Raw genomic sequence first — 21194 nt, forward strand, 5'->3', positions numbered from 1 at the left:
ATAAGTTCATTTTTTGACAGGAGGCGTCGCACTTGGATAAGGGAGAGAAACATATCATTCCGAGGGAACAGTACCGCCGCAAACGCAGAGTCTTTTCGTCGGAAGACAGTGGCAGCAGGCGTGAATTTGCGCCTGATTCCGCGCGTCAGCAGGCAGAGCGCCAGCAGGAGGCAGAGCGCACACGTGAATTCCAGAACGGCCCCGAAGCCCGGCGGGCATCGTCCGGCGGGCATCCTCCGGAGTCCCACACCGATCCCGGCCTGAATCCGGACCAGAATCCCGCGCCGGCCGCGGCCGAAGATTCCGGCCGCGGCGCGGGCACAGACCCGGCGGAAAATGCTGCGCCGACACCGGCACCGAACCAGCCGGCCGGGGAACAGAAGGAAGATGCTGCGCCGGAGCGGGACCATCACCCGGGCGGAGGCGGCAGCACCGGTCCGGACGAACCGGACAGCCGTGGCGGCCCGCCCGGTGATGACGGTGGCCGGAAGGGGCGCGGGTGCCTGTTCTGGCTGGTGCCCCTCATCATGGGCGCAATCGGCGCCCTGGCCATGCTCCTCCTCTTCAGCGTCTTCGGAAATGATGACGAAGGCACCGGCATCCAGGAAGGCGAAGAGACGGCGGTCGAATCGGACCAGGAGGCCGTGCCGGAGGATGCCCGCAATGAGCTTGAAGACATCAAGCAGCAGCTCGAGGAAAACAGCGGGAACTCCGCAGAAGGCATCACCGATACGACCGCAGCCATCCAGAAGGCCAAAAAATCCGTAGTATCCGTCATCAACCTGCAGAAGGCGGAATCATTCATGCCGGGTACGGTAGAGAGCCCGGAAGCGGAACCTGAGGAAGCGGGCACCGGTTCCGGTGTCATCTACAAGCTGACGGACGACAAGGCATACATCGTCACGAACAACCACGTCGTGGAAGGGGCCGAAGAGCTCCAGATAAATCTTGAGTCCGGTGAACAGCTCACAGCCTCCATCGTCGGTGCGGATGTCTGGACCGACCTTGCCGTGCTTGAAGTCGACCGGGGTGACATCGGCAGTGCCATCGAATTTGCCGACAGCGATGAGCTGCTCGTCGGCGAGACGGCAATCGCCATCGGTTCACCGCTAGGGGAAGCATTCTCCGGCTCCGTGTCGCGCGGCATCGTCTCCGGCCTCGACCGCAGCGTGCCTGTCGACATCGACGGCGACGGGAACTACGACTGGGAATCCAATGTCATCCAGACTGATGCCGCCATCAACCCGGGCAATTCCGGGGGCGCACTCGTCAACGCGTCAGGCAACCTGATCGGCATCAACTCCATGAAGATCAGCATGCCGACCGTTGAAGGCATCGGCTTTGCAATACCGGCGAACGAAGTCAGGGAAATCGTGACACAGCTCGAGGAGAACGGCGAAGTCACAAGGCCATACCTCGGCATCCAGCTGCAGGACCTCTACACGGTGCCGACCGAAATACTGACCAGTGAGATGAACCTGCCGGAAGATGTCACAGAGGGCGTCATCGTCAGCAATGTGCAGCAGGGCACACCGGCTGCGGACGGCGGCCTCGAGCAGTACGACGTCATCGTGTCCCTCGACGGCGAGCCGATCCGGAACATGCTCGAGCTGCGCCAGTACCTGTACTATGAAAAGGAACAGGGCGAAGAGATGACAGTGGAATTCTACAGAAACGGCGAATCCCGGGAGACGACAGTCACCCTGGAGTAGCATTTTTGCCGGCCTTACGGGCCGGCTTTTTCTTTTGGGGATGAAAGTCTTATCCCCTCCTGAAAACGGGTATGGATGATGGCACGCGGATGTCCATGCGTATACAAAAAATGGGATGCCAACTGAAATGATTTTTTGTATACTGGTAGTAATTGAAAGAAGGTGCATTGATGCTTAGATGGCTGAAAGATTTTTTACACAAAATGAGTCCACAGCGTTGGATATTCGTCTACTACCTGCTGGCATTGTCCATTGCGACACTGCTGCTCAGCTTTCCTCTGTTCTACCGGGGAGACAAGGAAATACCGTTGATCGACGTGATATTCGTCGCCGCCTCAGCGCTGTCGGTCACCGGCCTCACACCGGTCGGCATTGCAGAGACGTTCAACACGGGCGGCTATATCATGATCATGCTGATCATGAACCTCGGCGGCATCGGCATCATGGCCCTCGGCACACTGGTCTGGGTGTTTTTCGGGTTCCGGATCGGCCTCCGCGAGCGCATGCAGATCATGGTGGACAACAACCAGACCAAGCTGTCCGGCGTCGTCCGTCTCGTCGTCGAAATTTTCAAGACGCTGATAGTCATAGAAATCGTCGGTGCATTCATATATATCATCTATTTCATGGCACAGGGCGGCAGCATCAGCCATTCGCTCATGACGGGAATCTTCCTGTCCGTCTCAGCGACGACAAATGCGGGGATGGACCTGTTCGGCAACTCGCTGCTTGACTACACGGAGAGCTATTTTCTGCAGTTCGTGGTCATGCTGCAGATCATGCTCGGGGCCATCGGCTTCCCGGTGCTGCTGGAAGCCCGCGACTATCTGAGCCGGCGGGAGAAGAATTTCCGCTTCTCGCTGTTCACCAAAGTGACGACATCGACCTACGGACTCCTGCTCGCAGTCGGCACATTCTTCATATTCGTCATGGAGTCCCAGAACTATTTCAGGAATGACACGTGGTTCAAGACGCTCTCGAACAGTTTCTTCGCATCTTCGACCACGCGGAGCGGCGGGCTCACCACCGTCGACCCCGCACAATTTGCCGACGGTACACAGGTTGTCATGAGCGGCCTCATGTTCATCGGCGCGAGCCCAAGTTCAGCAGGCGGCGGCATCCGGACGACGACACTCGCGCTCGTCATACTGTTCCTAGTCGCATTCAGCCGCGGGCGTGACCGGGTCAACGTCTTCAACCGCGAAATCGTGCGGGAGGACCTGTACCGGGCATTTGCCGTCATTTCGCTCGCCGTCGTGCTGGTATTTTCCGGCATCGTATCGATCACCGTTATCGAGGATAGCCGCTTCGACCTGCTCGACATCATATTCGAAGTGACCAGCGCCTTCGGCACATGCGGCCTGTCGACCGGAATCACGGATGATCTGAGTGCCCCGAGCAAAGTCATCATCATGATGTTCATGTTCATCGGACGCATCGGTTTCATCTCGTTCCTGTTCAGTATCGGCGGGCGCCATCAGGAGCTGCCATACCGCTTCCCGAAAGAGCGTCTGCTGATCGGCTAGGGGTTTTTATCCGCACGGTCCGTTTGAAGTTGAATTTCGTCTGATTTGATAGATTTTCGGAAAGGAAGGGGAATTCCATGCAGGAGTTTTTCAGCATCAGTCTCATCATCACCCAGCATCTGAACCGGTCGCTCGGCGGGCGGGCGGGGGTCAGCCTGTCGAAGGTGTCCAAATACAAGCGCGGGCTGTCGCTTGAGGAGAACACGCACATTCTGCTGTCGGACCTCGGCGGCTCGATGGGCATCGATCAGGATTTCTCGCAGCCGCGCAATCCGGCAATCACATGCATGAACTACATGCTGTATGATTTCGGCGTCTTCAACCACCAGGATCTTTCCAACGTGTCGAAACTGCGCCGTGCGCTGAGCTTTTCGAATTTCCCGTGGATGAACTGCAACGTCACCCATCCGATGACAAAGGAGCCGTTCTTCGGCGAGCCGTACCAGGTGTTTAAGATCAACGGCATGAAGCTCGTCGTTGTGAGCGGCTACGGCGGGGACTTCATCCCCGAGGAGGGCGACCGGGATTCGACACTTTACATCTCGGGGCTCGGCAGCTCGGTGAAACGCTGGCTGCGCTATATATACGATTCCGTCGACCCCGATTACGTCATCGTCTGCATCTCCGACTGGGACGATGAAGCAGCCGCCGTCCTCCAGGATATGGAAGGTGTCGGGCTGGTCGTCACCGGCAGCCCCGAGCAGGAGGCAGGTGACGGTGAGGCGGATGGAGCGGATGCGGGCAGTGCCAGCGCCGTTCTGGGGCCGCGCATTTCAGACTCGAAATACGAGACGTTCAGTGTGCCGGAAGACGGCCGCGTGCCGATGTACCATCACCACCACAACAGCCAGGTGATGCACATCTCCCTGAACTTCAAAACCCGCACCAGCACATACGAATATCTCGGCCACTCGGTCGCCTGTATCGATCAGGAAGTCTCCCGGCTCAGCGAAGACTACAACCTCCTGGATCTGGTGCACTATCATCTGTAAGACACCCCCGCCGGGGTGTCTTTTTGTTAATAAAAGCCGGGCGGCGGGGGGCCGCTCTTATCATCGATTGCGGATCGGGAATAAGCGACGGTCCGCTCTTATCATCGATCGCGGATCGGGAACAAGCGGCGGTCCGCTCTTATCATCGATCGCAGATCGGGAACAAGCAACGGGCCGGCTCTTATCGTCGATCGCGGATCGAGAACAAGCGACGGGCCGGCTCTTATCGTCGATCGCGGATCGAGAACAAGCGACGGTCCGCTCTTATCATCGATTGCGGATCGGGAATAAGCAAACGCCGGCTCTTATCATCGTTTTCGGATCGAGAACAAGCGGCGGCCGGCTCTTATCATCGATTCCAAAACAACAATAAGCAAACGCCGGCTCTTATCATCGATTCCAAAACAACAATAAGCAAACGCCGCCTCTTACAGATAATTCGCCTGCAGTTTATGCCTCCTTGGATGCGTTTCAAACATAAATTCCGGATCGTGTTCGTAATGTGAAGAATAGCCTCCGGCTTTTAAAGTTTTGACTGGATTATTATCAGCTATCCGGTAGTGGGTACGGGAACTGTTTGGGACAATGGGGAAATACTTTTTCATCAGCCGCTGGACCCTCTGCAGATCCACTGATCCATCGAGAAAGTCGGAAATCTTCTTTTTCGTCACCTCCTCACCCGGGAACAGCACTGCGAAATCGACCACGGTGCGGACGACCAGCCTTTCGACGGTCTCGGCATAGCCGCATCCGCGGCATATGGACACGAACCGTTTCATCTCCACGTCGAAACTTCCGCACCTAAAGCAGTTCACGCCCAGTCTGAGCCGCCCGTAATCAGTTTCCGGAACCGGATAGGGATCGGCGATGATGCGCCCCGCTATCTCCTCTGACAGGACTTTTGCGGAACGGCCGGATGTATGGTTGCCGAGGCTGCGGAAGTACTGCTTCAGACGGTTCCGCATGATGAAATGCCTGGAGCCGCCGGCACCATCACTATCCCCACCCTCACCACCCCCGAAAATGAAATACGGATTGATGAAGACGATCTCCTTCTCAATATCGAATGGGAACCCCGACTCATTGCGGAGTTTCACAAGTTTCCCGGCAGCGCGGCTGAGCTGACTGACGGGATCCTCGGAAATCTGCTGGCCGCGCACCCTCCAGACCCCGTTCTCATACGAATAATTGCCGCTGTAATTTTTGATCTCATTCACGGCCAAAACATTATCCGCCACGATCAGCGCATCGAACTGGACCTCACCGCCGCCGATCCGCAGCCATATATCCCGGAAAACGAAAAGATTGTCATGCCCGACCGCATCAAGCACCGCATCATATTCACACTCGCCCGAATATCCCGACCGGTGCCGCCTGAGGTCTGCCGACTCCTTCCTATCAAGCTCCGCACGTCCCGACAAAGTTTCAAAGTATACATGGTGCTTCGACCTGTTTCTCTCAGTAACGAACATATCTGCCTCCAAACTTCATGATAAAAAGCTCTTCACCCTATATATGCCTGAAAACGGCCGGTTTGATCTTTTCAGAATTAAAAAGGCAGATTTCGCAAAACCGGCACCGTTTCACTCCCATATCCCCGAATAATAGAAAAAATTGCCAAAACACACCGGAAATCCACCCTTGACACGAAAAAAATCCCGGCACCCTCACAACAGAGGGGCCGGGTCTCAACGCCAATATAAGAAATACTATTCTTCTATGATCGTGTACCGTTTGTGGTTGACCACCGTCTTCTCGAACATCTCATGCTCGTCGAAGCTGTCGTTGATCGTGATGTCGACAATGACGGAATTGTCATTCACCTTCTCAACCTTGCCTTTCATGCCGTCAAACGATACGATGTTGCCGACTTTCGCCGCAACTACTTCTTCATCTACATCTGCCATGCGTCATACCTCCACAACAATGATGTAAGACATTATACTACTTTTTGCAGCGTTTGTAATCAACATTCCGTCCGATTTACAAAATAATTGTTAACCGCTTACACCAATCCGGCGGGATGAAAACCCGCATCCGCTCGAAATACCGCCACCTGTCACCCGCGCAGCGCACCAAGCTTCGCCCGGGCACTCCGGCGCCAGTTCTTCACGCTCGACACGCTGAACCCGGAGGCTGCTGCTATTTCGACAACGGTGTAGCCGTCAAGTGTCAGCAGCAGCCACTGCCGTTCGCGCAAATCGAGCGTGCCCAGCATGTCGCGGAGTTCGCCGAGGAGCACCGCCTCATTCCCGGATGCACCCGTATTCTCCATCAGGACGTCGTCATCGGTCGCACTGACGTTGTTCGTATAGCGCGACACGCGGCGGATCTCATCGATCATCCGCTGGTAGATGCGGGTGTAGACGAACTGCGACTCGGTTGCGCCGCGGGCGGCGATGTCGTCAAAAGTGGATAATGCGTTGTACACCGCGAGCCGCCCGACCTGCATGTAGTCGTCCTGGTCGAAGCGGACATTCAGCCGTCCGATGATGCTCTGGATCATGGGTTCATACTCCATGATGCGCCGGTCGAACGCGCGGTCGTCCGCATCCATGTATTCTATGCCTTTATTATCAAAATCTGTCATCACAATCTCCTGTGATGTATCGATACATCTGAAAGTATTTCCGGATGCACCCATCATAGCGCCGCCGGACGCCGGAAACGAATGTCACAGCCGTCCGGAATGGTCCCCCGGATGCTAATGAGTTAACTATTTAAAATATTTTGTTAATTATATGTTAAATAACTTGGAGTTGGGTTATAATTATCCTGAGTAACGGGCTAGACATAATAACATTGAGGTGAACCATGAATCCTGAAAATCCGCTGAATGCCGGCGTGTTCTACATCGAACCGGTGCAGCATCCCGAGTTCCTCTGTCACATGGTATACAAGAACGGCCGCACACTGCCTTCGGCCAAACCGTCCGAATCACTGATCGATGCACTGCTGCTCCATACATACGGCTCGACCATCAAGGCGCGCCGCACCCACCTGAAAAAGGCGCATGAAATCCACAGGCAGGGGCCGATCATCCTCGATGAACAGCTGCAGTTCGTCCTGTTCCCGATTACGGTGAGCCGGCAGAGAAATCAGTTCTGGGTGAACCTGTACCACTTCCTGCGCTTCACGCCGGGGTCAGCCCCCGGCACGACCGTCATCCATTTCAGTGACGGGACGCGTGTGGACGTGCATGCGGATTTCGCATTTTGCGAGAAGCAGTACAGCAAGGCGCTTGTCGTCAACGACCGGCTGATCAAGATCAAGGAGCAGAACGCGATGTACGCCATCCGGCGAAGCTATACATGAAGCTGCCCCGAAGTCACGAAACTTTCTGTAAATTATGGGCAATCGCTTTTATTTTCACGGCCAGTTTAGGATAATGGGTACAGGTGAGGGGGTGGCGCGATGAAGATACTGGCGGCCGGCGGCATTTATATCGATATGGAAAACACGGACCACATCGAAACTGCCGGCGGATTCAAGATTGCATCACTCATCGGGCGATACTCCCGCAACGAAACTCATATACATACGAATTTCAGCACTGAAGAGACGAAGATCACAGGCGCCGTAAAGAAATCGCTGCATGCGGACGGTGTCGATACGCGGCGGGCCGGCAAGGTGTCGGCGGCATACGGACGCCTGTATGACAGCGGGTTTGACGCCGGCAGCAACAATTACGAAACGGTGAAGTCGGACCGGCGGTACGGCCACTGGTTCCGGGATGCCGATGTGTTCGTGCTGTCGACGGACATCGCCGAGCGGGATTTCCGGGTACTCATGGCCGTCGCAAACAACAACGATATCGAAACACATGTCTTCACATGCGGCGAGTACCCGGTCACAGGCCGGCGGGGAAATGTCCATATCCATGCGCTTGACGGCACGGAACACAAGAAACCGGACTACCACAACCAGCTCGACGCCATAATGGCCGTTCTGGCAGGTGCCGGCATCATCGGCCGGACCCCCGTTGAACGCGGCCCGGACGACATGCCGGGCACAGCGCTCCATGACGCGGGCCGCTTCTTTCTGCAGATTGTGTCCCTCGCCGTAGCCGCCGCCCTCGTCATACTCAGCGGGATGATGCTGCTCGAGCTGGGCGGGCCGGGGGAAGAATATGAAACCGACATTGACTGGCAGCAGCCGGTGGAGCATGCGGACTGTGCAACCATAGAAGAATGTAAGGAGACCGGCGACCGGTACCTGGATGATCTGTCGGAGTACATCGACATCGATGAGGAGCCGCATATCTTCATCGAGAACAGAAGCCGCACAGACTACATCACATACAGAGTGGACGACGAGCTGAGACTCGCGGATCCGGCGCATGAAAACACCCTGCCTGTCGGCACAGAGGAGGAATTCCGGGAGATCTGGGACATGTTCACGGCGATCATTCCGCCGGAACGCCTGGCCACGGTCACGGGCTTCGACCTGTTCTCGGACGGCGAGGGCAACACGCTCGCCTACGTCGACATACAAACAGACGGCACGACGCTCGGCGTCGATATCCGGGACAACACCAGCCGGGCGGCCCAGTACCGTACGCTGATCCATGAGTACGGGCATATCCATTCGCTCCCGGCCGGGGATTTCACGGACGGCTGCGGCACGGAACTAGACTGCCTGGAGCGGGACGCACTGCTCGGTGCCTACATCGAACGCTTCTGGAGCCAGTACGACGAAAAGTGGCTTGAGAACAAATACAAGTCGGATCCCGAAAAAGAGGCATTCTTCAACAACAACGCAGAAGACTTCTACGTGCCGTACCAGGCGCTGAACCCGAAAGAGGACTATGCAGTGACATTCACGGCATTCATCACAGGGACCATGCCGGAGACATCCCGGCCCGCGGACGTCAAAGTCCGGTCATTCTATGAAGACCCGGATCTCGCGGCGCTCCGGGTCGACATACTCAAAAACCTGTTAGCATACGAGGAAGAGAGGGCATCAGATGAAACTTAAAGTGAAGATCAGAGACACGAAGCTCACGATAGAGAAAGTGACCATCGGCACGGACAGTACAGTGGATGCACTCATCACGGCACTCGCCCGGAAAAATCTCGTGAACGAAAGTTTCACCGGCGGTCTCAGAGTGAAGGGGGCGGAGGATGAAGATCTCATGTCCGTGACCCTGCACCACCTGTTCGGGGAAAGTGGGCGGGCCGAGATATACAACTCGGATATGTCGATTACACTGACCGAGAGCCGGGCGGAAGAGAATAACCTTGCCGGCCGCAAGCTTCTGGACTACTCCATGTTCATGGAGACGGTGGACAGGTTCCATGAACTCACCCGGACGACATCCGTGGGGCCGGGGACCCTGTTCTACGTCCAGCAGCAGCAGAGGCAGTACTTCGTGCGTATGGATGGCACCGGGCTCGAGTTCTTCCATTTCAGGAACCAGTATGAGGATGCCTTCCGGAAATCGGACAGGCGGCCGTTCCTTGCGGTCGAACTGAAGACGCGTGAAGCACTGTCGCCGGATGAGCTCAGGTGGATCCGCTCCATCACTTTTCCGGCGAAGGAGAAGAAAAATCCGGTGATCCATTTTGACCCGGAGCGACTGAGCCAGGAAGTCATCGATGACATCAATGTGCTCATCCACCGGATTGTCGTCATCATCGGCCGTTTCAGGACCCGCGGCGAGGCGCTGGATGCTGCAACACCCCATATCCCCGCCTATGTGCAGGTCGGGGAGGAATGTTCGGTGGGCTATATCCCAAAGGCGCAGCTTGAGCAGATCAGGAAGTGAAAGAATTCAAAAATTCAAATCATTTTTCCCTAAAATGTTTTTTTGTGCATACAGGTTGTGTATAATGATAGTAGAGTTATCACGAGTAAAATGTAAAGAAAGTCGGGAAGCCTATGGACGTTACTATCGACACACGTAATCTGTGCAGATACATCTATCTGCTCAATGCGAAAATTGACCATCTTGCAGAGTTTGAAACCGACAGGGGAAACATCTCAAGGGATCAGCTGTACATCATAGAGATGATTTCAGAAGAACCTGGTATCACCCAGAAAAAGCTTGTGGAATGCTTCAAGAAGAAACAGACTTCCGTTTCCCGGGCGATTACGAGACTCACAGAGCGTGGTTTCATCGAGAAAGAGTCCAATCCACAGGACAAGCGTGCCACACACCTCAATCTGACGGGTCTGGGAAAAAGGACGCTTGAAAATCTCGAGGGGGAAATATGCAAGCTGTCCGACCGTATCGTCGAAGACCTCGATGATGAGGAGAAGGCGGCCTTCATCAGGGCGCTTAAGAAGATCCATATATAGGGAGCGGGAAAAGACTCCGGGGACTGTGTTCCCGGAGTCTTCTGATTCCGGAGCGATTGTAAAGATTACGTAAAGAAGCGCGTTCCGGCCGGCTTTTAAATGACAGCCGGTGATGAAAGATGGTAAGATTTATCAAGTCGAAAGTAAAAATAATTCATCATCTGGATGGGCGGGGTGAAGCGCATGGCGTCAAAAAGGATAGAGTGGCTGGACATCGCAAAGGCGCTCTCCATCATACTCGTCGTGCTGGGGCATGCAGGCCACCAGTACCTGGATGTCTATCTGGGATGGTTCAGGATCCCGCTGTTCTTCTTCCTGTCGGGCGTACTGTTCAAGCCGGTCTGGATCCGTGACTTCTTCAGCTGGGCTGCAGCCAAGATGCGCCGGCTGATGGTGCCCTATTTCGCATACGGCATACTCATATTCGCCGTATTCAACCTACATAACATGGACATGATATTCGAGCATATCGCCACGCTCCTCTACGGGGGCCGGGTGCTGCAGGGCCCTTACGGCGTGTTCTGGTTCATCACCGTGCTGCTCATGACGCAGCTGCTCCTGGGCCTCATGAGCCCGCTCAGAAGAGGGGTGCAGGTGGCGCTCATCCTGGCGCTGTTCATCATCGGGCACACTCCGGTGCTTTCATCCTACGACTTCTTCTGGAACGTGGACACTGTGCCGGTTGCGGTCTTTTATTATTCGCTCGGGTATTATGCGAAGGATTTCATCGTCAAATACAACAATTCCTTCTGGCTGGCGGTGTCATCCGCACTCATTGCGGCATTTTTCATCGTGCTTGATGCGAACGGCTTCATGACCCACGAAATGAATCTGAAGATGGGCCGGCTCAACAATGTGTTCATGGACATCATCATTCCGCTTTCGTTCTTCATGCCGGTCATCTATGTAAGCACGGTCCTGACCCGCTACAGGATCAAAGAGGTGTTCGAGACCGTGGGCAGATATTCCATCGTCATCATGTATCTGCACCTGCCGGTCAACATATTCTTCCGTACGGTGCTCGGCTACGATGTGACGGTGTTCGAATTCACGTGCTTCGGCGTGGTCATCCCGGTGATGCTCGGCATGCTGATGTCGCGTACGGGCGTCACGAGGAGACTGCTGCTCGGGGAGAAAAACAGAGTGCCGGAAACTGCGGGCTGAAGCGGAGGACCCGCTTTTGTCCGCTTTGTTCTGACGGCCCTGCCCTTTGGCACGCATCGATGGCAATTATGTAATATAATGATGGTTAATCATAAAAATACGCTTTGAGGGAATACAATGAATCATGTACTGAAGTTATTGAATGAGCAATACAGAAGCCTCCACCTGATATGGAAGCTGTCCCTTTACAACATCAAAAGTGAATACTCGAACCATTATCTCGGCTTGTTCTGGAACATACTCCAGCCGCTGATGCAGGCGGCGATATACTACATGATATTCGGCCTCGGGCTGCGCGGTGCCACGGCGCCGGATGCGGATATCCCGTTCATCGTCTACCTGATTTCGGGGCTATTCCCGTGGCTGTTCATCTCCCAGGCGATCAACATCGGCTCGAACGCGATCTATGCCCAGCTCGGGCTGGTGACCAAGATGCGGTTCCCGTCGAGTGTACTGCTGTCGATTTCCTACACGAACAGCCTGATCAACCTGTTCTTCATGACGGTCATCATCGGGCTGATCTCGCTTGCCGGCCAGTACAGCAACCCGCTCTATTTCCTGGGACTGCTCTATTTCCTGGTGGCATCATTTGCGCTGATCTTTGCGATCACGCTTGTGATGAGTACGCTCATCATACTGGTGCGCGACTTCAGGAATGTGCTGCAGAACCTCATCCGGATGGGCTTCTTCCTCACGCCGATCTTCTGGCAGGCGGGGGAGCGCGGCGGACTGCTGCAGGTGGTGTCGGATCTCAATCCGTTCGCCTATCTCGTCCAGACGTTCCGCAACGCTCTCATCTATGACGACGGGTTCCTATACGGCGACGGCATCGACCATCTGTATTTCTGGAGCATGACGTTCTTCCTGCTCATCATAGGGAGCTATCTGCATATGAAATTCAGATATAAACTGATCGATTACTTATAAAGGTGGTATTTTCATGCAGAAATATCTGCTGATCTGCAATGCATATCCGACTGTGGAAAAAGTCTATGCCAACGGCTTCCTCCACAGGCGCGTCAAGTCCTACCAGAGGGCGGGGCTTGACGTCGATGTCATCGTCATCACGACGAAGGTGCTGAAGGATAAGTTCTACGACGGCGTCCACATAAAATACATGGATGAATACCAGATTGCATCACATATGAAAGAGAATCACTACGGCACGGTGCTGTTCCATTTCATCAACCCGAAAATGTTTTACGGCGTGAGTGAGCTGCCGGAAGGGCAGCGGCCGAACATCGTCGTCTGGCTGCACGGCTTCGAAGCGGAAGCATGGCACCGGCGGTACTACAATTTCCTTGAGGACATCAAAAAGCTCGACACCCAGCTCGAAAAGAAGGATACGGCCTATGAGGCGCAGCGGCAATTCCTGCGTGAGATCATGACAGGCGGCTACAACATCAAATTCGTCTATGTATCCCGGGCATTCAAGGAGCTGTACGCCGATCCGTTTACAGGTGTCGTGCCGGAGCGCTTCTACATCATCCCGAACATCGTGGATGAGACACTGTTCCCGTATCACCGGAAGGAAAAGCGGGACCGGCTCAACATATGCAGCATACGGCCGTACACCGCACGGAACTACGCCAACGACCTGACGGCTGAATTCATACAGAAGATCAGCAGCAAGCGCTATTTCAAGAAGCTGACGTTCAACCTGTACGGCGACGGGCCTTTATTCGACAGGATCAACCAGCCGCTTAAAAAATACGATAATGTCCATCTGCACAAACGGTTCGTGCCGCAGGGCGAAATCCCTGAAATCCACCGGGCGCACGGCGTCTTCCTCGGCCCGTCCCGGCATGACTCCCAGGGGGTATCGATCGGGGAGGCGATGAGTAGCGGCCTCGTGCCGATCTCAAATGCCATCGGCGGCATCCCCGAATTCGTGGATCACGATAAGACCGGCATGCTTGCCGGGCGGGATGATGTAGACGCGATGGTCGCATACTACGACAGGCTGTACAGGGACCCGAAGAGATTTTTGAACATGTCAAAAAGGGCCTCTGCCGAAATAAAGCGGCAGGCGGGGGCTGATACAGTGATCAGAAAGGAACTGGAGGTGATTACAAGTGACTGGAGTTGACTGGGAAAAAGCATACCGGGACCTTGAAAGCCATATCGGACAGATCATGGAGGAGACGAGTGCGCTTGTAAACAACGCATCGCCGAAACTCCGCATCAACGACGTCCATGTCAGGGATGCGGGAGGCACGCTCGAAGTGATCATCGACGCCACCGGCAACCGGATGACCTACGCGGTCTATGTGACCGACCGCAAGGGCAGGATGGAGACGCTCAAACTGCCGTACCAGCTGTCCAACACATTCAACCTGGATGTGCCAAAAGGCAGGTATACCGTGCAGGGCTTTGCCCGCCAGCATGAGAACGACCTTGATATCGTGAGCGAAAAGGTGAGCATCAATTTCAAAAAGGATGATGGATCATGAGCAGACTGATCCGGGTCACGGACCTTGAAGGCGGCGGCACACGCCATATACTGGAAGCCGACAATGCGGCAACTTTCTGCAAAGATGTAAACTTGGCACTCGGCGAAGCGGACATGCTCCATGTCGATGTGGACAATCTTACCCACGGGGAGATCGGGGCAGCCATGGAGCAGATTCCACCGGAAGAGAGAGTGCGCATAAGGATCATGATCAGTCCGGATCACCTCAGTGAAGCCCTGCTCGAGTCGCTTGGGGCAGGTGACATCGCGGTGGAGGGCGGACGGTTCATCCTCGGAACCGGTACAGCCGGCCCGGACGTGAAAGAACGCTTCAGGATACTCTCACACAACCTCAGGCTCAAAAGCAGGACGTATGAGATGGAAATCATAGAGAGCCTGCTGAGTGATGCGGATGCTGAAACCCGGAAATATCAGGAACTGAAGTCGCGGTACGACAATCTGAAGGCTGTCTCGGGCATCAAACAGGATGAGGATCTCGCCAGCCGCTATCTGAATGTGATGGATAAGTACAAACAGGCGCTCGACCGCCTGGACCGGCTCCGCAAGTCGAAGCTCGGCCGCCTGCAGATGGCGTATTGGAACAGAAAGGGGAGGCATTAGATGAAGATTGATTTCAAGATTAACATGCAGGATGTCAACTCCGACTATATCAACAAAGAAATCGAGGCCTTCGGTGCCCCCCTCCCCCCCGGCGTCTCCGTCATCCAGCAGGTGGACGGGTGGAATGCATCTCTTGCGCATAATGTCAGCAGGGCGTCAGGCGATGTCCAGCTCATCGTCGCGTCAACAGATGACGAAGTGCTCGCAGGCGTCCCGGCGGATGACAACGTCATCCCCGTCAAGGGGACGGTGGAGGATGCAAAGCTTTATGTGAAGTTTTCGCACTTCATCATACTTGATGGGCATCAGACGCTCCGTTTCGAGGACGGGGGCACGGAATGGAAGCAGACGGACATCATACTGTGCGGCCTGAGCGACCCGAAATCCGTCGACGGTAAAATCTACAGGCATTTCCATCAGACGTTCGACCGGAGGGAGACGGCTGATGATTTCGGCGTCTATGACAAGCTGATCCGGGAGAACACCCTGCTGCTGCCGTCAAGGAAGCTGTTCGTCCACGAATTCGATCGGACCCTGAGTTTCCGCATGAACGCATGGCTCCAGCAGATCTTTGCCATTTCAACGTTCAGAGGCGAACTGAAGCGGACGGAGCGGGTCAGTATCCACGGCGAACCGGCCAGGGGCTTTCCGGACTCCGCCGATGCGCTGCTCACGGTCATCAGCCACATAGACCGGGCACTCGGGAAACGGTATGACACCTCGGCCACTGCGATGCTCGGGCATTTCAACGAACAGTTCACGGTGCCGCTTAAAAATATGCTGGACCGGGGTGAAATCGGCAAGGATGCGCTCATCGGCAGGATGAGGCAGATCGGCATCAAAAACATCCACTACAAGGCACTCAACAAAGGGGACGCCAAAAAACTGGTGCTCGCCTACTGCTTCCCGCCCTACAATGATACGAGCGGCAACGTCATGGCAAAACGCATCCATGAATCGGGCGAAATCGTGGACATCATCTCCAACAATATGGACCGCATACGTACGCGCGATGAAAAACTGCTCAACCTGGTATCCGGACTGCTCGATTCCCAGTTCATGCTGGACGGCCCCCAGGCCTTCAGCAGCTGGGGCAGCATCGAGAGCTATGTGCATGACGGTTACCGGCAGTTCATGAACCATCGCGAAAAGTACGGGGAAATCTATTCCCGGGCGATGTTCACGCAGTCCCATTTCCTGGGCTACGAGATCAAGCGGCACAACCCGGGCATCAAATGGGTGGCGGAGTTCTCGGACCCGCTCCACAAGGACGTGAATGCACTTCAGAGATACGCGCCAATCGAGGATGATGAGTATATAGAGAACCTGAAGCGGGATGTGGCCCCGGAATATCACGGGCTGCTGAGCGACAACGTCTTCAACCTGTGTGAAGTGCTGCCGTTCCTCTACGCCGACGAGCTGATCTTCACGAACACCCATCAGCTCAGATATATGATGGAACGCTTCGATCCGGAACTTCAGGAACGGATCAGAAAGAAGGCCACGGTAAGCCAGCATCCGACACCGCCTGCGGCACTCTACAGTCTGGTGCAGTCGTATTATGCTTTGGATGACACGGTGATCAACCTGGCGTACTTCGGCAACTTCTACGATACCCGCGGATTCAGGCAGATCGAGCTCGTGGCCAGGCAGCTGTATGATAAAGGCATCAACAATTTCAGGATCCACGTGTTCACGAACCTGAACGGCAAAACGATGCAGTTCCACAAAAGCAGCGACTTCAGGGATTACATCGTGCTGAACCCGTATGTGTCGTACTTCGAGTTCCTGAACCTTTCAGGCAGGCTCGATATACTGATGATCTTCGATGCACAGACGATCGGCATCAAGCCGTTCAATCCCTATGTGCCGTCGAAGCTCAGCGACTACCGGGGCAGTTCAAGCTTCGTGTGGGCATTCACGGAACCGGGCAGTGTGCTGGACCAGACAGTCGATGGCAATATTGCCATCACCCGTCAGCATGACTATCACGAATATGCGCAGGCGTTCGGAAATCTTGCCGGAAGGCTCGGCAAAGAGCTGTACAGGGCGGACATGATCACCTGCTCTAAATGACATGGATGTGAGAATATGGAATACAAAGTGCGTGTAGAGAATGTATCAAAAGTCTACAACGTAACCAAGAACAAAAAGAAGCTGTGGAATATGATCCTGCCGTTCATGGAGAAGAAGACGGAGTACTATCAGGCATTGAAAGATGTCTCCTTCGATGTGGAGCCCGGGGATTCCGTCGGCATCGTCGGCCTCAACGGCTCGGGCAAATCCACGCTGTCGAACCTGCTCGGCGGGGTGTCGGAACCTTCGACCGGCAGCATCGAAGTGAACGGGGAGGCATCGCTCATCGCGATTTCGGCAGGGCTCAACATGGAGCTGACCGGCAGGGAGAACATCCGCATGAAATGCCTGATGCACGGCATGAGCGAGCGGGAAATCGACGGGAAGTATGAAGACATTGTAGAATTCAGCGAGCTCGGGGACTTCATGGAGCGGCCGATCAAGAACTATTCGAGCGGCATGCAGTCGCGGCTCGGCTTCTCCATAGCCGTCCACACCGACCCGGATGTGCTCATCGTCGATGAGGCGCTCTCAGTCGGTGACGATACATTTGCGAACAAATGCATACGGCGCATGGAACAGTTCCGCGAAGAGGGCAGGACGATCTTCTTCGTCAGCCACTCCATCGGGCAGATCCAGAAGATGTGCAACAAGGCGCTCTGGATCCATTACGGTGAAGTGCGCGAATACGGCAACTGCATCCCCGTTGTCGGATTGTATGCGAGGTTCGTGCGCGGCTACAACCAGAAGCCCAAACATATCCAGCAGCGGTACAAGAAGGCCATGATCGAAGGGCAGCGGATATTCGAGTTCGAGACGCTGAAGGATGATACGAAATTCGGAATATGGAACAGCCTGGTCCTGGGCGGCGTGACGGTCAGCATGATTGTTGCTGCCTATTTTCAGATCATCGGGCATCTTTAGGCGGAATTTTTCATAATTTTCCCGGATTGACCGGGAATTTTAATCGAATATTAATGTACGTGTATTATACTGAATCTGCAATACGGTACCCGGGTGCCAAAAAAGGATGGAAGTGAGTCAATATGGACCAGTTGAGTTATGAAGAATTGAAGAAGATTGCCCTCGAAAGCCTGGAGCAGGAGGAGCGCGTACTCAGTGAGTTCAAAATAATTGACCAGGAAATGTCGGCCCTGAAGAATGACAATGCCCGATTGAACCGCGAACTCCAGAAATACAAGGAGTTCCTGCCGATAAAAGCCGCTCTGAAGGCGAAAAAGATGATGAAGAAGTAGGGATAAAATGGCTGAACTTAACATTCGAAAGAGATTGCAGGAAATTGAGGAACAAAAACGTGCCATCACTCTGGGGAAAAAAACGGCAGGCCGCCCCGAAAGCCATGAACTCCCTTTATCCGAAGGCATCAGTGTCATCATCCCCGTCCACCGCGGCGAGGAATACATCGAGCGGCTGATCGGCTCGCTCGAGGCACAGACGCTTGAGCGTGAGCAGTTCGAGGTCATCATCATCTTCAACGGGGAATACGTCCGGACCGAGGAGATATTCAACTCTCTCGAAACAAAGAAGCAGTACAGAGTGATCTATACAGAACAGGGCGTGAGCCGGGCGAGGAACGCAGGCATCGATAATGCATCCTATTCCAACATCGCCTTCCTGGATTCGGACGATACGATATCGGCCGACTACCTGGAGAAATCCCTCGAAGCGTGCGAGCCGTTCACCATACTGCTCAACCGGCTGTATGACGTGAAAGGGCAGAAACCGGACGGCGGTGCCAACCATATCAACCGGGAACTTACGGGCCGGGATACCTATCCGGAAAGCTACTACAGTGTCGTCAAAAACCTGTCATTGAACGGCGGCAAGGTGCTTCCGACGCACCTTCTGAAAAAGACGAAGTTCGACGAGACACTGAACAACGGCGAGGACGTGCTGCTCTATATGCAGCTCATCTCAGAGCACAAGCCCATCGTCAAGGTGAATCCGGACGAAGCCGTATACTACAGGCATCTGGTCGACAACTCGCTCTCCCGCACGAAATCCAATTACGAGTTCAGCATCACGGACCGCATTGCGGTACTCGGACGCCTCCAGGACATCCTCAAAGTCGAGGATGATGAGGAAGTGCGGACACTCATCATCGACCGCATGCGTGCCCAGGCCGGCTTCATGAACCGCTATCTGAAAGAGCACATGGAGGACTACGCACTTGTCGCAGGCGAAGTGGCGCACTACACGGATGAATACTTCCCGTATGCACGCATGAACGAGGATCTGGCAAAGCGGCTGTACATCAGCTACTGCTTCCCGCCGTACTCGGATACAAGCGGCATCGTCATGGCCAAGCGCATCGTCGAAAGAGGGGAGCCGTGCGACGTCATCCACAACAACATGTACGACGTGCGCAGCATGGATCTCACACTCGAGCGCCTGGCCGGCCCCTTCATAGCCAGCCGCCGGGAGATAAACACTACATCCTCATTCACCAACAGCAAGTACATCAGCCTGTTCGTCGAACGTGCGATGGAGAAGCTCGATATATACAGATACAGGGAGATCTATTCGAGGGCGCTCTGGCCGGCGTCACATGTCCTTGCCTACGAGATCTTCAAGGAGAGCCGGAATATCAGGTGGATCGCCGAATTCTCGGATCCGCTGTACCGGGATATAAAGAACAACATCCGCCAGGCGGGCTTCTATACAAAGAAGGACATCAAGGAGATAAAGAGGCACACCGCCTCCAACTACCAGAAATATCTCGATGGCAACCTGTTCAACATGGCCGAAGTCATCCCGTTCCTCTTTGCCGAAGAGCTGGTATTCACAAACGAACTGCAGCTTGAGTCGATGATCGAGCGCTTCGATGAGGATTTCAAGGAGATGGTCAGGCAAAAGTCGGTCATCGACCGGCATCCGACGCTTGCACCGGAGTACTACAACTATCAGAAGAACTATGTGGCGCTTGATAAAGACAAGATCAACATCGGCTATTTCGGCAATTTCTACGAGACGCGGAACGCAGAAGAGATCATGAACATCGCGCGCATCATCAAGGCGGAGTCGCTCGATGTGAAAATCCATGTCTTCACCAACAGTACCCGGCAGGTGAAGAGCCAGATATTCTCGAACGGCCTGAAGGACATCGTTGAGGTGAACCCGTACCTCAGATACTTCGAATTCCTGAGTGCATCAAAGGAATTCGACTACCTCATGCTGAGTGATGCACGGACGGGCGGATACAAGAGGCGGAACCCGTATCTGCCGTCGAAGTTCAGTGACTACCTGGGCTCCGGCACGAAAATATGGGTGCAGTATGAGCCCGGGAGCACCCTTGCTTCCATATGCAGTGAGAAAAGCGACAGCATCATCTGCAACCCGCTCAATGACCACGGGGCGATAAAAGAGAATCTGAAGAGAATCACACAAAAAGAGGAGAACCCGGTATAGGCGGGTTCTCCTCTTTTTCTCATAAACTGCGTTCCATATATACGTGCGGAATGCCCGCATCCTCGAATTCATCGGATACTATTTCGTATCCCAGCTTTTCGTAGAAGTCGGCGGCATGGGTCTGTGCACCGAGCCGCGCCTTCTCATAACCGTAGTGGCGGGCGTGTTCATGGACGAATTCCATGAGCCTGCGCCCAAGCTTCATGCCGCGGGCCTCCGGCAGGACGGCCATGCGTTCGACCTTGATGGTCTCCTTGGACAACGGGCGGTACCTGACGGTGCCGAGCGGCGTGTCATCCCGCAAAAGTATATGCGTTGAGAAATCTTCATGTTCATCGATCTCGAGGTCAAGGGGTACATCCTGTTCCTCGACGAATACGCGCTTGCGGATTGCCAGGCACTGTTCGTAAAGCTCTTTTGATTCTGCAACTGTGATTTCCATTGTGTCACCTCTACATTGCATTTTTGCGGCGGATCGCCGTGAACTGCCAGAATGTCTTCAGCTGCGCGATGTTCCAGTAGTTGAGGCCAAGGGACAGGGCGGGCTGTGTGTTGAAGCGGATGTTGCTCGCTTCCGCCGCAGCAAGCGCAATGTACTGCATGTGGGGCTTCAGCTGCTTGAATGAGTCAGAGAGCCTGCCCTCTGAATTCTTCACCCAGTCCATCGGGAACGTCAGCTCGAAGATGTCGACATTTTTGTAGATCTCCGGAATGGCCAGGATATAGCATGCCCCGTCCACTTCGGGATTCACGAGCGACTCGCTGAAATACCCCTTGATGGAGAGGTACATCTCCTTGTGTTCATGGTTGAGATAGAAATACTCATCCTCGATCTTCGGACGGCCGCTGTTTTTAATCTGATCTTCAAGGTAGTCGAACATCTCGTTGATGTTCGTCTCCTTGTCATACGTCTTTCTCATAG

Annotated in this window: 21 protein-coding genes; 16 read left to right on the forward strand and 5 right to left on the reverse strand. The window is 54.5% G+C overall.

From position 1 onward, the window contains the following. The first annotated feature begins 32 nt into the window (after positions 1 to 32). The 3 genes from C792_RS0103555 to C792_RS0103565 all read left to right on the forward strand — a co-directional run bounded on the left by C792_RS0103555 (position 33) and on the right by C792_RS0103565 (position 4230). On the forward strand, positions 33 to 1712 hold the full coding sequence (locus C792_RS0103555; RefSeq protein ID WP_017548071.1) for a S1C family serine protease: 1680 nt from the start codon (positions 33 to 35) through the stop codon (positions 1710 to 1712). 170 nt (positions 1713 to 1882) lie between these two features. Then, entirely contained in the window at positions 1883 to 3238 is a 1356-nt protein-coding gene (locus C792_RS0103560) for a TrkH family potassium uptake protein (RefSeq protein ID WP_017548072.1), read from the forward strand. A 77-nt stretch (positions 3239 to 3315) separates the two neighbouring features. Then, the gene (locus C792_RS0103565) at positions 3316 to 4230 is read left to right on the forward strand and encodes a bifunctional UDP-sugar hydrolase/5'-nucleotidase (RefSeq protein WP_017548073.1); all 915 of its coding nucleotides are present in this window, start codon (positions 3316 to 3318) and stop codon (positions 4228 to 4230) included. Positions 4231 to 4658: 428 nt separating this feature from the next. Here the strand turns inward: C792_RS0103565 and C792_RS0103570 are convergent, their stop codons facing one another. The 3 genes from C792_RS0103570 to C792_RS0103580 form a co-directional block, all read right to left on the reverse strand. Next, positions 4659 to 5702, reverse strand: coding sequence for a nuclease-related domain-containing protein (locus C792_RS0103570; RefSeq protein WP_017548074.1), 1044 nt, complete (start codon positions 5700 to 5702; stop codon positions 4659 to 4661). A gap of 237 nt (positions 5703 to 5939) precedes the next feature. After that, a complete protein-coding gene (locus tag C792_RS0103575; protein ID WP_017548075.1) occupies positions 5940 to 6137 on the reverse strand; it encodes a YkvS family protein in 198 nt (65 codons plus the stop codon). A 152-nt stretch (positions 6138 to 6289) separates the two neighbouring features. Next, positions 6290 to 6874 carry a sigma-70 family RNA polymerase sigma factor gene (locus tag C792_RS0103580; protein ID WP_017548076.1) on the reverse strand — a complete coding sequence of 195 codons (585 nt, stop codon included), beginning with the start codon at positions 6872 to 6874 and terminating at the stop codon, positions 6290 to 6292. A 170-nt stretch (positions 6875 to 7044) separates the two neighbouring features. Between C792_RS0103580 and C792_RS0103585 the strand changes: the two genes are divergently transcribed. From C792_RS0103585 to C792_RS0103645, 13 genes are all read left to right on the forward strand, one after another. Beyond that, entirely contained in the window at positions 7045 to 7545 is a 501-nt protein-coding gene (locus C792_RS0103585; protein WP_017548077.1) for a competence protein ComK, read from the forward strand. 99 nt (positions 7546 to 7644) lie between these two features. After that, on the forward strand, positions 7645 to 9207 hold the full coding sequence (locus C792_RS0103590) for a hypothetical protein (RefSeq protein WP_017548078.1): 1563 nt from the start codon (positions 7645 to 7647) through the stop codon (positions 9205 to 9207). Continuing rightward, positions 9197 to 9997 carry a hypothetical protein gene (locus tag C792_RS0103595; RefSeq protein ID WP_017548079.1) on the forward strand — a complete coding sequence of 267 codons (801 nt, stop codon included), beginning with the start codon at positions 9197 to 9199 and terminating at the stop codon, positions 9995 to 9997. The genes C792_RS0103590 and C792_RS0103595 overlap by 11 nt, the downstream gene beginning before the upstream one ends. A gap of 113 nt (positions 9998 to 10110) precedes the next feature. Then, positions 10111 to 10530: a MarR family winged helix-turn-helix transcriptional regulator gene (locus C792_RS0103600; RefSeq protein ID WP_017548080.1), complete on the forward strand. Its 420-nt coding sequence runs from the start codon at positions 10111 to 10113 to the stop codon at positions 10528 to 10530. A gap of 183 nt (positions 10531 to 10713) precedes the next feature. Continuing rightward, positions 10714 to 11694, forward strand: coding sequence for an acyltransferase family protein (locus C792_RS0103605; RefSeq protein ID WP_017548081.1), 981 nt, complete (start codon positions 10714 to 10716; stop codon positions 11692 to 11694). A 117-nt stretch (positions 11695 to 11811) separates the two neighbouring features. After that, the gene (locus C792_RS0103610) at positions 11812 to 12621 is read left to right on the forward strand and encodes an ABC transporter permease (RefSeq protein WP_017548082.1); all 810 of its coding nucleotides are present in this window, start codon (positions 11812 to 11814) and stop codon (positions 12619 to 12621) included. 13 nt (positions 12622 to 12634) lie between these two features. After that, positions 12635 to 13783 carry a glycosyltransferase family 4 protein gene (locus C792_RS0103615; protein ID WP_017548083.1) on the forward strand — a complete coding sequence of 383 codons (1149 nt, stop codon included), beginning with the start codon at positions 12635 to 12637 and terminating at the stop codon, positions 13781 to 13783. Then, positions 13770 to 14147, forward strand: a complete 378-nt coding sequence (locus tag C792_RS0103620; RefSeq protein WP_017548084.1) for a hypothetical protein — start codon at positions 13770 to 13772, stop codon at positions 14145 to 14147. The genes C792_RS0103615 and C792_RS0103620 overlap by 14 nt, the downstream gene beginning before the upstream one ends. Next, complete coding sequence (locus C792_RS0103625; RefSeq protein ID WP_017548085.1) at positions 14144 to 14767, forward strand: hypothetical protein; 624 nt, start codon at positions 14144 to 14146, stop codon at positions 14765 to 14767. Before C792_RS0103620 ends, C792_RS0103625 begins: the two co-directional genes overlap by 4 nt. Then, positions 14768 to 16843 carry a hypothetical protein gene (locus C792_RS14615; RefSeq protein WP_017548086.1) on the forward strand — a complete coding sequence of 692 codons (2076 nt, stop codon included), beginning with the start codon at positions 14768 to 14770 and terminating at the stop codon, positions 16841 to 16843. A gap of 15 nt (positions 16844 to 16858) precedes the next feature. Further along, a complete protein-coding gene (locus C792_RS0103635) occupies positions 16859 to 17767 on the forward strand; it encodes an ABC transporter ATP-binding protein (RefSeq protein ID WP_017548087.1) in 909 nt (302 codons plus the stop codon). Between the two features lie 122 nt (positions 17768 to 17889). Next, entirely contained in the window at positions 17890 to 18099 is a 210-nt protein-coding gene (locus tag C792_RS0103640) for a hypothetical protein (RefSeq protein WP_017548088.1), read from the forward strand. A 7-nt stretch (positions 18100 to 18106) separates the two neighbouring features. After that, on the forward strand, positions 18107 to 20272 hold the full coding sequence (locus tag C792_RS0103645; RefSeq protein WP_017548089.1) for a glycosyltransferase: 2166 nt from the start codon (positions 18107 to 18109) through the stop codon (positions 20270 to 20272). A 19-nt stretch (positions 20273 to 20291) separates the two neighbouring features. Here C792_RS0103645 and C792_RS0103650 read toward each other — a convergent pair whose 3' ends face one another. Further along, positions 20292 to 20714, reverse strand: a complete 423-nt coding sequence (locus tag C792_RS0103650) for a GNAT family N-acetyltransferase (RefSeq protein WP_017548090.1) — start codon at positions 20712 to 20714, stop codon at positions 20292 to 20294. Between the two features lie 10 nt (positions 20715 to 20724). Continuing rightward, positions 20725 to 21192: a DUF2538 family protein gene (locus C792_RS0103655; protein WP_017548091.1), complete on the reverse strand. Its 468-nt coding sequence runs from the start codon at positions 21190 to 21192 to the stop codon at positions 20725 to 20727. Between the last annotated feature and the right edge of the window lie 2 nt (positions 21193 to 21194).

The sequence above is a fragment of the Salinicoccus carnicancri Crm genome (assembly GCF_000330705.1).
Lineage (GTDB): Bacteria > Bacillota > Bacilli > Staphylococcales > Salinicoccaceae > Salinicoccus > Salinicoccus carnicancri.